General features: G+C 69.6%; 15 protein-coding genes. 10 read left to right on the plus strand and 5 right to left on the minus strand.

The window, feature by feature from the left end; genetic code table 11:
* Both VNT50_RS05985 and VNT50_RS05990 read left to right on the plus strand, forming a co-directional pair.
* The coding region (locus VNT50_RS05985) for a 2Fe-2S iron-sulfur cluster-binding protein (protein ID WP_325484240.1) at positions 1–158 on the plus strand (158 nt) is incomplete at its 5' end.
* A 52-nt stretch (positions 159–210) separates the two neighbouring features.
* Complete coding sequence (locus VNT50_RS05990) at positions 211–984, plus strand: enoyl-CoA hydratase/isomerase family protein (RefSeq protein ID WP_325484188.1); 774 nt, start codon at positions 211–213, stop codon at positions 982–984.
* Positions 985–1,007: 23 nt separating this feature from the next.
* On the opposite strand, the gene VNT50_RS05995 is transcribed toward VNT50_RS05990, so the two are convergent.
* The gene (locus VNT50_RS05995; protein WP_325484241.1) at positions 1,008–1,589 is read right to left on the minus strand and encodes a DnaJ family domain-containing protein; all 582 of its coding nucleotides are present in this window, start codon (positions 1,587–1,589) and stop codon (positions 1,008–1,010) included.
* A gap of 86 nt (positions 1,590–1,675) precedes the next feature.
* On the opposite strand from VNT50_RS05995, the gene VNT50_RS06000 reads away from it, so the two are divergent.
* Together VNT50_RS06000 and VNT50_RS06005 are read left to right on the plus strand one after the other, a co-directional pair.
* The gene (locus VNT50_RS06000; protein WP_325484189.1) at positions 1,676–1,972 is read left to right on the plus strand and encodes a DUF6412 domain-containing protein; all 297 of its coding nucleotides are present in this window, start codon (positions 1,676–1,678) and stop codon (positions 1,970–1,972) included.
* 102 nt (positions 1,973–2,074) lie between these two features.
* Positions 2,075–2,842 carry a YidC/Oxa1 family membrane protein insertase gene (locus tag VNT50_RS06005; protein ID WP_325484190.1) on the plus strand — a complete coding sequence of 256 codons (768 nt, stop codon included), beginning with the start codon at positions 2,075–2,077 and terminating at the stop codon, positions 2,840–2,842.
* A gap of 27 nt (positions 2,843–2,869) precedes the next feature.
* Here VNT50_RS06005 and VNT50_RS06010 read toward each other — a convergent pair whose 3' ends face one another.
* The 3 genes from VNT50_RS06010 to VNT50_RS06020 all read right to left on the minus strand — a co-directional run bounded on the left by VNT50_RS06010 (position 2,870) and on the right by VNT50_RS06020 (position 6,818).
* Complete coding sequence (locus tag VNT50_RS06010) at positions 2,870–4,063, minus strand: MalY/PatB family protein (protein ID WP_325484191.1); 1,194 nt, start codon at positions 4,061–4,063, stop codon at positions 2,870–2,872.
* 131 nt (positions 4,064–4,194) lie between these two features.
* Positions 4,195–5,856 (minus strand): alpha-amylase family protein, encoded by a 1,662-nt coding sequence (locus VNT50_RS06015; RefSeq protein ID WP_325484192.1) that lies wholly within the window; start codon positions 5,854–5,856, stop codon positions 4,195–4,197.
* Positions 5,853–6,818 (minus strand): TIGR03885 family FMN-dependent LLM class oxidoreductase, encoded by a 966-nt coding sequence (locus VNT50_RS06020; RefSeq protein ID WP_325484193.1) that lies wholly within the window; start codon positions 6,816–6,818, stop codon positions 5,853–5,855. The genes VNT50_RS06015 and VNT50_RS06020 overlap by 4 nt, the downstream gene beginning before the upstream one ends.
* A 225-nt stretch (positions 6,819–7,043) precedes the next feature.
* Between VNT50_RS06020 and VNT50_RS06025 the strand changes: the two genes are divergently transcribed.
* The 6 genes from VNT50_RS06025 (at position 7,044) to VNT50_RS06050 (ending at position 11,723) form a co-directional block, all read left to right on the plus strand.
* Positions 7,044–7,994 carry a manganese catalase family protein gene (locus VNT50_RS06025; RefSeq protein WP_325484194.1) on the plus strand — a complete coding sequence of 317 codons (951 nt, stop codon included), beginning with the start codon at positions 7,044–7,046 and terminating at the stop codon, positions 7,992–7,994.
* A 56-nt stretch (positions 7,995–8,050) separates the two neighbouring features.
* Positions 8,051–8,806, plus strand: a complete 756-nt coding sequence (locus VNT50_RS06030) for a hypothetical protein (protein ID WP_325484195.1) — start codon at positions 8,051–8,053, stop codon at positions 8,804–8,806.
* Positions 8,784–9,197, plus strand: a complete 414-nt coding sequence (locus tag VNT50_RS06035) for a phage holin family protein (RefSeq protein WP_325484196.1) — start codon at positions 8,784–8,786, stop codon at positions 9,195–9,197. Before VNT50_RS06030 ends, VNT50_RS06035 begins: the two co-directional genes overlap by 23 nt.
* Entirely contained in the window at positions 9,194–9,757 is a 564-nt protein-coding gene (locus tag VNT50_RS06040) for a DUF3618 domain-containing protein (protein WP_325484197.1), read from the plus strand. Before VNT50_RS06035 ends, VNT50_RS06040 begins: the two co-directional genes overlap by 4 nt.
* Positions 9,758–9,841: 84 nt before the next feature.
* Positions 9,842–10,927: a YihY/virulence factor BrkB family protein gene (locus VNT50_RS06045; protein WP_325484198.1), complete on the plus strand. Its 1,086-nt coding sequence runs from the start codon at positions 9,842–9,844 to the stop codon at positions 10,925–10,927.
* A 118-nt stretch (positions 10,928–11,045) separates the two neighbouring features.
* A complete protein-coding gene (locus tag VNT50_RS06050) occupies positions 11,046–11,723 on the plus strand; it encodes a DUF6766 family protein (RefSeq protein ID WP_325484199.1) in 678 nt (225 codons plus the stop codon).
* A gap of 31 nt (positions 11,724–11,754) precedes the next feature.
* Here VNT50_RS06050 and VNT50_RS06055 read toward each other — a convergent pair whose 3' ends face one another.
* A complete protein-coding gene (locus VNT50_RS06055; protein WP_325484200.1) occupies positions 11,755–12,060 on the minus strand; it encodes a hypothetical protein in 306 nt (101 codons plus the stop codon).
* Between the last annotated feature and the right edge of the window lie 72 nt (positions 12,061–12,132).

Here is a 12,132-nt window from a genome sequence, read left to right on the forward strand (position 1 = left end):
GCGGCGTCTGCGGAACATGGCGCGCCCGCCTGGTGGAGGGCGACGTGCGGATGACGCAGAACTACGCGCTCGAGCCCGAGGAGATCGCCCGCGGCTACATCCTCACGTGCCAGTCGCACCCCTCTACCCCTCGCGTCGTCGTGGACTACGACGTCTGACCCTCGCCGCTGAACCGAACCGAACCGAACCGAACACCGCAGAGGAGCCCGCATGATCCGGCTGACCATCGACGGCACCGTGGCCGAGGTCGTGCTCGATGCCCCCGACCGCCTGAACGCGCTCGGCCCCGACGACCTCGCCGAGCTCGACGGCGCCTACGCCGAGGCCGAGCGCGCCGGGGTCCGCGCCCTGCTCCTGCGCGGCGAGGGGCGGGCCTTCTGCGCGGGACGGGACATCTCGGGCGTCGACCCGCGCACCGACGACGTGATGGGATACCTTGGCGAGCTCGTCGGCCCCCTGCTGCGGCGAATGAGCGCGTTCCCCGCCCCCACCTTCGCGGTCGCGCACGGCGCATGCCTGGGCGTCGGGCTCGGGCTGCTGATCGCGAGCGACGTCGTCTACGTGGCCGAGACGGCGAAGATCGGCTCGCCGTTCGCCAACCTCGGGGCGACCCTCGACTCCGGCGGCCACGCCCTCTTCTACGAGCGGCTCGGTGCGCACAAGACGCTCGACCTGATCTACACGGGACGACTGATGTCGGGCGCCGAGGCCGTGCAGTCGGGCCTGTTCTCGAGGGTCTTCCCGGCCGACGAGGTGCTGGGGGAGGCGAGGGATGCCGCGCACCGGGCGTCGGAGGGCGCGACCCAGGCGTTCCGGGCATCGAAGCAACTCGTGCGCGCGCTGCGAGACGAGCGCCTCGGACTCTGGGACTCGCTCGACAGCGAGAACCGCGCCCAGGCCGCGCTCTGCGACACCGACGACTACCGCGAGGGCTTCGCCGCGTTCCAGCAGAAGCGGCGCCCGGCTTTCACGGGGCGGGGCTAGGACGGCAAGCGCGTTCGCGCAGGTCAGTCGCCGCGGGTCCACGTGCCGCGGAGGAACCGCCACCGCGGCTTGCGTGCGGGTTCGCCCGCCTCAGCGGCGGAGCGGCGGGTCGCGGCATCCCGGCGCTCGCCCCACGCGCGCACGCACTCGTCCACATCCACGGTCGGGGTCACAACCGGAGGTCCGCCCAGCAGCTGCCGGCGCGCCTCGATGACGCGGCGGTTGAAGTCCTCGAGGTAGTCGCGCACGTCCCTCTCGGCGCGCAGCGCATCGAGCCGCTGCTCGAGCTCGGCGAACTCGGTGCGAAGGGTCAGCGCGGGCGGCCCGAGGCCGGTCAGGCGCTCGCGCTCGATCTTGCGGCGGATCCACCAGTCCGGGTCGTGCGTCGTTCCCAGACCCGGGATGGGTTTGCCGGCCCCCGGCAGATCGTCGAAGTCGCCGCGGCGGATGGCCTGGTCGATCGAGGCCTCGACGATGGCGGCGCGCTCTTCTCGCGTCCAGATCCGATCGGATGCCGGGGCACCGGCATCCGATTCTTCGCCGCGCTCGCGCGCCTCCTTCTCGAGGCGGTAGCGCATCGCGGCATCCCTGCTGTCTTGCGTCACGGTCTCCTCCACGTGCTTCGAGGCTAACCGCCGCAAACCCGCGAGGGCTCGGTGCTAGCCTGACTCCACCCCTTCCGAAGGCGATCATGACCCCCTTGACACTCTTCGCGCACACCCTCGCGGTGCTGTTCGAGGTGTCGGTCGCTACGCAGAGCGCGAGCGGTCTGGCCGCGCTCGGAGTCATCGTGCTCTCGGGCGCCGCGATCGTGGTCGCGACGCTCCTCGCGGTGCGGGCCGCCGCTGCATTGCTCGGGATGCTGTCCCCCGAGCGCGCGGTGGAGCCCCCGCCCATTCCGTTCCTGCGCACGCAGGACGATCCCACCGCCGAGGGACACCCGCGTCCTCGAGCGCCTGGCCTGGCGACCTCGGTCGCCGTCCGCTGACCGCACCCGCCCTGCATCCCCGTGCCACGGCGCGGATTCGCGGCGCGCGCCGTCCGGCGACCATACGAAACCCCATCCTCGTATGACAGTCAGGACACCCCCATGGATCTCTACTCCTTCGGCCCCATCGCGGTCGTGCTCGACGGCGCCTACGCCGCCGTGATGTCTCTCAGTTCCCTTCTCACCCCGCTCGCCGGAACCGCGAGCGCGGCGCTCGCGATCGTGCTCGTCACCCTCCTCGTCCGCGCCGCACTCATCCCGGTCGGTGTTTCTCAGGTACGCGCGGCGAACACCCGGCGTCGCCTCGCCCCGAAGCTCGCCGCCCTCCAGAAGCAGTTCAAGGGCAGGCCCGAGGTGCTGCAGCGCAAGACCATGGAGCTGTACCGTGCGGAGGGCATTTCGCCGACCGCCGGGTGCCTGCCCCTGCTGCTGCAGCTGCCCGTCGTGTCGGCCATCTACGCGCTCTTCGTCGTGACGACGGTCAACGGCCACGCGAACGAGCTGCTCACGGAATCGTTTCTCGGGATGCCGCTCGGCTCGAGCTTCGTGCACCAGCTGATGACGGGGGCACTGGGGCTGGAACCGGCGCTGATGATGGTGGCGATCGTGGCCGTCATCGCGGTCGTCGCCCAGCTGTCCAGAAAGCTCCTGGCCGATGTGCCGGCGACGCAACCGGGCGTGGATGAGCCTGCGGCGGGCGCGCCCGACCTCGCGCGCATGATGGGCGCCCTGAGCTACCTGCCGTTCGTCACGGCCATCGTCGCGCTCTTCGTGCCGCTGGCCGCCGCGCTGTACATCACAGTGACGACCGCGTGGACCTTCGGGGAGCGGTGGCTGCTTCGACGGATGCTTCCCGCCGACGCAGCGTGAACGCCGGCCTGCGCCGAATAGCAGCCGTCAGCCGCGGACGGCAGCGCCCATGGCGCGGACGGCTTCGTCGAGGAGGGGCCGCGGCATTGCGAAGACGAGGCGCACGAAGCCCTTCGACCCGGCGCCGCACAGGGCGCCGTCGGTGAGGGCGACGCCGGCGCGCTCGCGGAAGAAGTCCGCGGGCGGGCCCTGGATGCCGAGCCGGCTGACGTCGAGCCATGCCAGGTACGTGGCATCCGGTGCGCTGAAGCGCGCGCCGGGGAGCTCTTCGCGCACGAGCTGGGACAGCAGGCTCCGATTGCCGGCGAGATAGCGGTTGACCTCGTTCAGCCACTCGCCGCCGTGCGCGTAGGCGGCCGTCGACGCGATGACGCCCAGGGTCGATGCACCGTGCATGACAGCGAAGCCGAAGCGGCGGTAGACCCGGTCGTCGGCGTCGTTCGAGGTGATCAGCTGCGCGGCCTTGAGCCCCGGGGTGTTCCACGCCTTCGACGAGCTCGTCCCCGTGACCGCGTGATGCGCGGCCGCGTCCGACACGGAGGCGTAGGGGATGTGCGTGCGGTCGCCGAAGCGGATCGGCGCATGGATCTCGTCGGCGAACACCCGGCCGCCGTGACGCTCGACGATGGCCGCGATGGCCTCCAGCTCGGCGCGTTCGAGCATCGTGCCCGTGGGGTTGTGGGGGTTGCAGAGCACGAGGGTGCGGGCACCGGCCTCGAACGCCGCGTCGATCGCGTCGAGATCGTGCGACCAGCGGCCGTCCGTGACGATGCCGGGCACCTCGACGACCCGCCGCCCGATGGAGGGAAGATATGTCAAGAACGGCATGTAGGCCGGGGTGGGAACGATGACGGCCGAGCCGGCGGGGCTGTACTCCTCGACGGCGACCCGCAGCGCTGCCATGACGTCACTGACCGGGTGCACCCGATCGGGGTCGACCTCCCACCCGTACTCCCGGCGCATCCAGTGCGCTGTCGCGACCCCGAGTTCGGCGGCCGTCGGCGGCGAGAGGTATCCGAGCGTCTGATCGTCGATCGCGCGGTGCAGCGCCTCGGCGACGACCGGAGCCGTGCCGAAGTCCATCTCGGCGACCCAGGCGCCGATGGTTCCGGGATGCAGGCTCCACTTGCGGCTCGATGGGCGCTCGAGTTCTGCACGGCTGCGCCGGTCGAAGGGATGCGTCGCATCGAGCACTCCGCTCAACGCCGTGGCCCCCGACATCCCGCACCGCCTCCGATCCCACCCCGCAGCTCGCCCACGGGAACCACCATGCTGACACGGAGGGCCTTCGAACGCGGCGCCGTGTTACGCCTTGAGTCGACCCGGCCCGCTCGCCCCGGCACGCTGCGGCATCAGCCGAGCCGGCCGTCGCCGGGACGTGCGACGCGCAGCCAGCGGTAGCCGTAGGGCGGCAGTTCGACCTCGACGCGGGAGCCCCGACCGGGCCTGAGCACGTCGTCGCCGAAGAGATCGCGGAGGGCCACGTCATCGGGTTCGTCGCCCAGATCGATCTCTGCCACGGCGGGCACCTCGCTGAAGTTGTGCAGGGCGATCATGCGGCCCACGTCGGCGCGGAGACTGTGCACGAGCACGGAGCGCGCCTTCTGCGGCTGAACCTCCAGCGCGCCCCAGCCGATCTCGGCCGAGGTGCGGTAGCGCGACGCGAGGTGCCTGATGAACTGCAGCAGCGAGTGCTCGTCGTTGCGCTGGTCCGACGCGTTGATGTGCCGCGGCGCGTAGCCGTCCGGGGGGAAGGGCGCCGGCATCCTCGACGCGGCAGCGCTTGTGAACCCGCCCTTGTCGTCCGGCCCCCACTGCATCGGCGTGCGCACCGCGAGGCGGCCCTTGATCTCGGGGTTCTCCCCCATTCCGATCTCCTCGCCGTAGAAGAGCACCGGCACGCCGGGGAGCGAGAACAGCAGGCTGTAGACCATGCGCACGCGCCGCGGATCGCCGCCCAGCATCGGCGGGAGGCGGCGGGTGATGCCGCGGTCGTAGACGCGCTGCGACTCATCGGGCGCGAGCGCGTCGAAGACCTCGTTGCGCTGACTCTCGGTGAGCTTGTCGAGGGTGAGTTCGTCGTGGTTGCGCACGAAGTTCGCCCAGGCCGCCTCGGGCGGGATCTCGGGCCGCGCGGTCAGCGTCCGGATGAGCGGCGCGGGATCGGAGCGCACCAGAGACAGGTACATCGACTGCATCGACATGAAGTCGAACTGCAGGTCGAGCTCTCCCCCGCGCTGGCCGCCGAAGTAGGCGACCTGGTCGCGGTAGGGCACGTTCACCTCGCCGAGCAGCACGGCCTCGCTGCTGCGGCGCTGCAGGAACCGCTTCAGGTCGCGCAGGAACTCATGGGGGTCGCCCATCTCCACGCCCTCGGGGGGTGCGATCAGGAAGGGCACCGCGTCGACCCGGAAGCCCGAGACGCCCAGCTGCAGCCAGAAGCCGATGACCTTGGCGATCTCGTCGCGCACCCTCGGGTTGGCGATGTTGAGGTCGGGCTGATGCGCGTAGAAGCTGTGCAGGTAGTACTGGCCCGTCCGCTCATCGAGCTCCCACACGCTCGCCTCCTCTCCGGGGAACACGGTCGGCTGCTGCTTCTTCGGCGGCTCATCGCGCCAGATGTAGTAGTCGCGGAAGCGTGAGGTGCGGCTGCGGCGGGCGTTGACGAACCACGGATGCCGATCGGACGTGTGGTTCACGACGAGGTCGACGATCACGCGGATGCCGCGGTCGCGAGCCGTGCGGATCACCTCGACGAGCTCACCATGGCTCCCGAGTCGCGGGTCGACGCCGTAGAAGTCGGTGATGTCGTAGCCGTCGTCCCGGTCGGGCGAGGGAAAGAACGGCATGAGCCACAGGCACGTGATGCCGAGGTCGGCGAGGTAGTCGATGCGGCGGGCGAGGCCCTCGAAGTCCCCCGTGCCATCGCCGTTGCCATCCATATAGGTTTCGATGTCGAGGCAGTACACGACCGCGTTCTTCCACCACAGATCGCCGGTGTCGGTGATCTTCACAGGAGCCCCCTCAGCGCGGGCAGCAGTTCGCGCTCGGCACGCTCGATGAACGCGGATTGGTCCTTGCCGACGTGGTGAAGGTAGAGCCGATCGAACCCGGCGGCCGCCCGGTGTGCGATCTGCTCGGCGAGATCGCCGGCCTCGGTGGCGATGAGCACCGACTTCTTCAGGGTCGCATCGTCCACGCCCTCGGCCGCCGCGTCGAAGTCCTCCGGCTGCTCGAGGTCCCAGAGCCGCGGGCCGGTGACGGCTGCCTGCCGCCACTGGTCGCGCACGATGGCGAGGGCGGATGCGTCGTCGTCGGCCAGGCACACATGCACCTGCAGCGAGAGCGGGCCGCGCCCGCCCGCCTCCCGGTAGCGGTGCACGAGGGAATCGAGCGCCGGCCGGTCTTGCGCGACCGTGACGAGCCCGTCGGCCCACGCCGCGACGTGCGCGGCGGTGTGCGGCGCGACGGCGGCGGCGAACAGCGGCGGTGGCTTCGCCGGCCTGCTCCAGACCCGCGCGCGATGCACCCGCACGGTGCCGTCGACGTCCACCTCCCGACCCTCGAGCAGCCGGGCGATCACGGCGTGCGATTCGTCGAGCCGCACGTCACGGAACTCCTTCTCGGGCCACGGGTCGCCGGTGACGTGCTCGTTCATGGCTTCGCCGCTGCCCAGGCACGCCCAGAACCTGCCGGGGAACATCTCCTCGAGCGTCGCGATCGCCTGTGCGGTGATGACCGGGTGGTACCGCTGACCGGGCGCCGTGACGACGCCGAACGAGAACGACGTGCGGGCGAGGGCGGCGCCGAGCCAGCTCCAGGCGTACCCCGACTCGCCCTGCCGCACCCCCCACGGGGCGAGGTGGTCCGAGCACATGGCGCCATCGAAGCCGGCGGCCTCGGCATCCTGCACGGCCTCCAGCAGCGCGCTGGGAGGAAGCTGCTCGTGCGAGGCGTGGTAACCGATGAGGGCCATCCGGCGAGTCTTCCGCGCGCTCCCGGCCCGGGCAACGCCTTGCACATCGCGCGCGCATCCGGTACGCGGGCTGCCGCTCCGCGGCGCGTCCCGCCGCGGGGCGCGCATCCGGCCCTGCGGCGCGCGAGTGTAAGCCCGGACGCGCCGAAAAATCTAGCCCCCTGGGTTCTTGCAGGGGCGTCGCACAGTGGAAGGACCGATCCCCACGACCACATCGGAGGCGTCATGTACTTCCACGTCCAGAGGCTCATCAACGAGATCGAGCAGGACGAGCCGGATCCCGCCGCCGCGAACGCCCTGCAGGAAGGGCTCGGCGGACAGTTCGGCGAGATGCGCACGATGATGCAGTACCTGTTCCAGAGCATCAACTTCCGCGGGCCTGCGGCGAAGCCCTACCGCGACCTGATCCAGGGAATCGGCACCGAGGAGATAAGCCACGTCGAGCTTCTCGGCACGACGATCTCGCGACTCCTCGACGGATCGCCTCGGTACCGCGGCAAGCCCACCGATCCGGTCGACGAGCCCGGCGCGGGCGGGGCCACCCCGCTCGCTGTCGCCCTGTCCGAGAGCAACATCCATCATTACCTCGTAGGCGCCCAGGGGGCGCTGCCGGTGGATGCCGCGGGCAACCCCTGGAGCGGGAGCTACGTGTACAACTCCGGCAACCTGGTGCTCGATCTGCTGTACAACCTGATGCTCGAATCGACCGGGCGCCTGCAGAAGTGCCGCCTGTACGAGATGACCGCCAACAAGACGGCTCGCTCGACGATCTCGTACCTCATCGTGCGAGACCAGGCGCACGAGAACGCCTACGCGAAGGCGCTCGAGACGCTCGGCGTGAACTGGCGCATCTCGCTTCCCATCCCGAAGACGAGCGCCGAGCAGTTCCCCGAGGTGAAGAAGCTGCTCGATCTCGGGCTGCAGAGCAAGCAGTTCTCGTTCGACCTGACCGCCGAATCGGAGGCCGGGAAGATCTTCCAGGGCATGTCCCCGTCCAAGGACGGAACGAGCCTCGACGCCTCGGAGCAGGCGCCGGAGGGCGTTCCCTCCGTCATCTCGCCCGAACGCCTGGAGGAGTTCTCCCCCGGAACCGACCCCGCTCTGCGGGAGCTGATCGAGGCGACCGCCGCCATGGAGATGGCCGAGATCGAGGCCACCTTCGGAGCCATGAAGTAGCCGTTCCTCACCGACCAACACCCCGGCCGAAGGGCCGGACAACCGAAAGGGGCACCATGTCCGAGAGTTATGGATCGGGCTCACCGACGAGCACCGATGCGTCCACCCCGAGCGGAAGCACGGTGGATGCAGCCAAGAACGAAGCGCGCGAGGTGAAAGACACCGCATCGGCCGAGGCCGGCCACGTCGTCGAGACGGCGAAGTCCGAAGCCGGTGCGGTCGCCGCGGAGGCCAAGACGCAGGTGAAGCGGCTCTACGCGCAGACGACGAGCGAGCTTCGTGACCAGGCCGCGACGCAGCAGCAGCGCGCGGCGGCCGGTCTCGCGTCGATGGGCGACGAACTGCGGGCTCTCGCCGCCGGCGAGAAGCCCGAATCGAGCGGCATCGCGTCCGATCTGGTGCGCGAGGCATCCACCCGGGTGTCGGATCTCTCGTCGTGGCTCGGCGACCGCGACCCGGGTTCGCTGCTGCAGGAGGTCAAGTCCTACGCCCGCCGCAGGCCTGGCACGTTCATCGCCCTGGCCGCGGTCGCGGGAATCGTGGCGGGCCGCCTCGCCCGGGCGCTCACCGAGCACAACGCCGACGAGAAGGCCGACCGGGAGCGCCTGTCGGCGAGCCCGAGCGCGGCCGCCGGCCCGAGCCTCCCGACCGGCGGGACGACCTCCTACCCCGGGTCCACCGCCGGCGCGCCCGTGCCGCCGGCAACCGTCGACGACCTGACGGAGACCCCCCTCTACGCGGAGCGGACGGCCTCGATTCAGGGCGGTGCGACGCAGGAGGGAACCGGCGATGTCCGACGCGACTCCCTCTGAGCAGAAGGCCGCGAACACCTCGCTGGGCGAACTGCTTGGCGAGGTCACGAGCGACCTCTCGACGCTCATGCGGCAGGAACTCGAACTCGCCAAGGCCGAGTTGAGGGAGTCCGCGAAGAAGGCGGCGAAGGGCGGCGCCATGCTGGGCGGCGCCGGATACGCCGGCCATCTGACCGTGCTCTTCCTCTCGATCGCCCTGTGGATGGCGCTGGCGTACCTGATCGGTCTGGGCTGGGCCGCCCTGGTCGTCGCCGTCATCTGGGGCGTGGTCGCGGCGATCCTCTTCGTCGTGGGCCGCAAGAAGTTCCAGGAAGTCGAGGGCGCTCCCCAGACGGTGGAGACCCTCAAAGAGATACCCGATGCATTCAGCAGAAATGAGGAGAACCGATGAGCACTTCGCCCGACGCGATCCGCGCCGATATCGAGGAGACACGCAGGGAGCTCGGCGGCGACGTCGATGCCCTCGCCGACAAGGTCACGCCGTCCAAGATCATGGACCGCCAGAAGGGCAGGGTCAAAGACGCCATCGGCTCGGTGAAGGACCGCATCATGGGGGTGGCTGACGACGCCGGATCCGGCCTGCACGACGCCGGTGCGGGCATCGGGGACGCCAAGGACCGCGTCGTCGCCAAGGCCCAGGGCAATCCCCTCGCCGTGGGGCTCGTCGCCTTCGGGGTCGGCCTCGTCGTGGCATCCCTCATTCCCGCGTCGGAGAAGGAGAAGGATGTCGCGGCAAACGTCCAAGACGGCGCCCAGCCGCTCGTCGAGAAGGCGAAGGATGTCGCGAAGGAGGTCGGTGAGCACCTGAAGGAGCCGGCCCAGCAGGCCGCCACCGCCGTGAAGGACACGGCGACGGATGCGGCGCAGACCATCAAGGCCGAGACGAAGGATGCCGCGGCCGAAGTGAAGGGCAAGGCTCAACAGGCCCGCGAGAACGTATCGGGCAGCTGACCGAATCGAATCGTCCATTCGGCGGGGAGACGGGCGACCGTCTCCCCGCCTCCATTCCCCCCGCCTCCATTCCCAGGTGACCCCATGACCAACGACGCTTCCCTCCGCCGCACCGACGACGACACGCGGGACGCTCCCGACCCCGAAGACCCGAGAAAGCCCGATTCGCCGAAGGACCTCCAGAAGCGCTCGTGGAGGTACATCGCGCTGAAGAGCGCGCGGGAGTTCTCCTCCGACCAGTGCACCGACATCGCCGCGGCGCTGACCTACTTCGGCGTGCTGTCGCTCTTCCCGGCACTCATCGCCGTGTTCGCCCTCCTCGGCCTGCTCGGTCAGCGCGGTGAGGCCACCGACGCGATCCTCGGCATCGTCAGCGCCGTTGCGCCCGGCGACAGCGCCGACGCCCTCCGGGGTCCGATCGAAGAGCTCGCCGGCTCGCCGGCGAAGGGATTCGCCCTGGTCTCCGGCATCCTTCTGGCCATCTGGTCGGCCTCCGGATACGTCGGCGCCTTCAGCCGGGCGATGAACAGGATCTACGAGATACCGGAGGGCAGGCCGTTCTGGAAGCTGAAGCCCGTTCAGCTGCTCGTCACGGTCATCGCGATCGTGCTCGTCGTCATCGCGGCCGTGCTCCTCGTCGTCTCGGGGCCCGTGGCCGAGGCGGTCGGCGGGGCGCTCGGACTCGGTGAGCTCGCGACGACGCTGTGGAACATCCTGAAATGGCCGGCGCTGGCGTTCGTCGTCGTGCTGATCATCGCGATCCTCTACTACGCCACGCCGAACGCGAAGCAGCCGAAGTTCCGCTGGCTGAGTCTCGGAGCCGTGGTGGCGATCCTGGCGATCGTCATCGCGACGCTGCTTTTCGGCCTGTACGTGACGAACTTCTCGAACTACGACCGCACCTACGGTTCGATGGCCGGCGTCGTCATCTTCCTGCTCTGGCTCTGGATCGTGAACATCGCCCTGCTCTTCGGCGCCGAGTTCGACGCGGAGCTCGAACGCGGGCGCCAGCTGCAGGCCGGCATCGAGGCCGAGGAGACCATCCAGCTTCCGCCCCGCGACACACGGAAGATCGACAAGGCCGAGGCGAAGGAGAGCAAGGACATCGAGGAGGGGCGCCGCATCCGTCGGGCCTCTACTCACGAACCGGACCGCCGTCAAGGAGGCTGACGTCCGGGGGCCCCGACCCTAGCCTTGACGCATGCGCACCGTGTTCGGGTCGTGGACAGCCGTCATCGTGGTCGGGCTGGTCTACATGTACGTCATCGCTCTGTCGGGGCGGTGAGTCATGCGCAACGCGATCAAGCGACACGGCCTCAGCATCTTCTTCGGCCTGATCTTCGTGCTCGCACTCGTGGGGCAGTCCCTTGCCGGGCTCGCGGTCTTCAACGAAGACCAGCAGTCGCACGGACTGCCCCCGGTGACCTACGTCGACTTCGTCACGTCGTCGCAGTTCGTCGTCGATGTCGCCGAGAACTGGCAGTCGGAGTACCTCCAGTTCTTCCTGTTCATCCTCGCGACCGTCTGGCTGGTGCAGAAGGGCTCACCCGAGTCGAAGAAGGTCGAGGATGCCGGTCCGGGCGATGACCGGACCGAACTCATCGGAAAGCACGCGCGCCCCGACTCGCCGCCGTGGGCGCGCGCGGGCGGCTGGCGCACGATGGTCTACTCGAACTCGCTCCTGCTCGTGATGGGCAGTGTGTTCCTCGCATCGTGGCTCGTTCAGTCCATCGCCGGCACGGTGGTCTTCAACCACGAACAGCTCGAACACGGAGCCGGCCCGATCACGTGGGGCCAGTATCTCGTCGAGGCGGACTTCTGGAACCGCACGCTGCAGAACTGGCAGTCCGAGTTCCTCGCCGTCGGGTCGATGATCGCCCTCTCCATCTATCTGCGCCAGCGTGGGTCATCCGAATCGAAGCCCGTCGGCGCGCCGCATCACGAGACCGCCGTCGAGGCGGAGTGAATCCGCGCTCAGCGCGGTGGTGCGAGCGCGGTCACGCCGGTGCGCGCCGGGGTGCGATCGGCGGGAAGGAGGGGATCGGCACCGGCCTGGTCGATCGGGGCGTCTCCTTCTGCGCGATCACCGCGTCGGCGGCGTTCAGCGCATCGTCCAGTTCGGCGAATCGCGTCGGAGCGTTCGTGCTCCGGATCCACACGACTTCGATGTGGTCATCGACGAGCTCCATGAACGCCACCACCCGGCGTCCGTCATCCTCGGGGAGCGTGCCGTCGCAGACGCGCCATCCGCTCTCGCCGACGTGGGTCAATTCCGCTCGTCGGTCCATGGTGCCGCCCGCCATCGGACCCACCCCTCTCTGTGTGATGCCGCCACGCTCGATGGTGGCGAATGTCGCACGCGCGACGGTGTCGAA

This window comes from Microbacterium sp., assembly GCF_035554235.1.
Lineage (GTDB): Bacteria > Actinomycetota > Actinomycetes > Actinomycetales > Microbacteriaceae > Microbacterium.

Excerpts from the sequence above, each read along its gene's own strand:
- VNT50_RS05990 (WP_325484188.1), top strand. The coding sequence starts at position 211 with ATGATCCGGCTGACCATCGACGGCACCGTGGCCGAGGTCGTGCTCGAT.
- VNT50_RS06000 (WP_325484189.1), top strand. The coding sequence starts at position 1,676 with ATGACCCCCTTGACACTCTTCGCGCACACCCTCGCGGTGCTGTTCGAG.
- VNT50_RS06005 (WP_325484190.1), top strand. The coding sequence starts at position 2,075 with ATGGATCTCTACTCCTTCGGCCCCATCGCGGTCGTGCTCGACGGCGCC.
- VNT50_RS06010 (WP_325484191.1), bottom strand. The coding sequence starts at position 4,063 with ATGTCGGGGGCCACGGCGTTGAGCGGAGTGCTCGATGCGACGCATCCC.
- VNT50_RS06020 (WP_325484193.1), bottom strand. The coding sequence starts at position 6,818 with ATGGCCCTCATCGGTTACCACGCCTCGCACGAGCAGCTTCCTCCCAGC.
- VNT50_RS06025 (WP_325484194.1), top strand. The coding sequence starts at position 7,044 with ATGTACTTCCACGTCCAGAGGCTCATCAACGAGATCGAGCAGGACGAG.
- VNT50_RS06030 (WP_325484195.1), top strand. The coding sequence starts at position 8,051 with ATGTCCGAGAGTTATGGATCGGGCTCACCGACGAGCACCGATGCGTCC.
- VNT50_RS06035 (WP_325484196.1), top strand. The coding sequence starts at position 8,784 with ATGTCCGACGCGACTCCCTCTGAGCAGAAGGCCGCGAACACCTCGCTG.
- VNT50_RS06040 (WP_325484197.1), top strand. The coding sequence starts at position 9,194 with ATGAGCACTTCGCCCGACGCGATCCGCGCCGATATCGAGGAGACACGC.
- VNT50_RS06045 (WP_325484198.1), top strand. The coding sequence starts at position 9,842 with ATGACCAACGACGCTTCCCTCCGCCGCACCGACGACGACACGCGGGAC.
- VNT50_RS06050 (WP_325484199.1), top strand. The coding sequence starts at position 11,046 with ATGCGCAACGCGATCAAGCGACACGGCCTCAGCATCTTCTTCGGCCTG.
- VNT50_RS06055 (WP_325484200.1), bottom strand. The coding sequence starts at position 12,060 with ATGGCGGGCGGCACCATGGACCGACGAGCGGAATTGACCCACGTCGGC.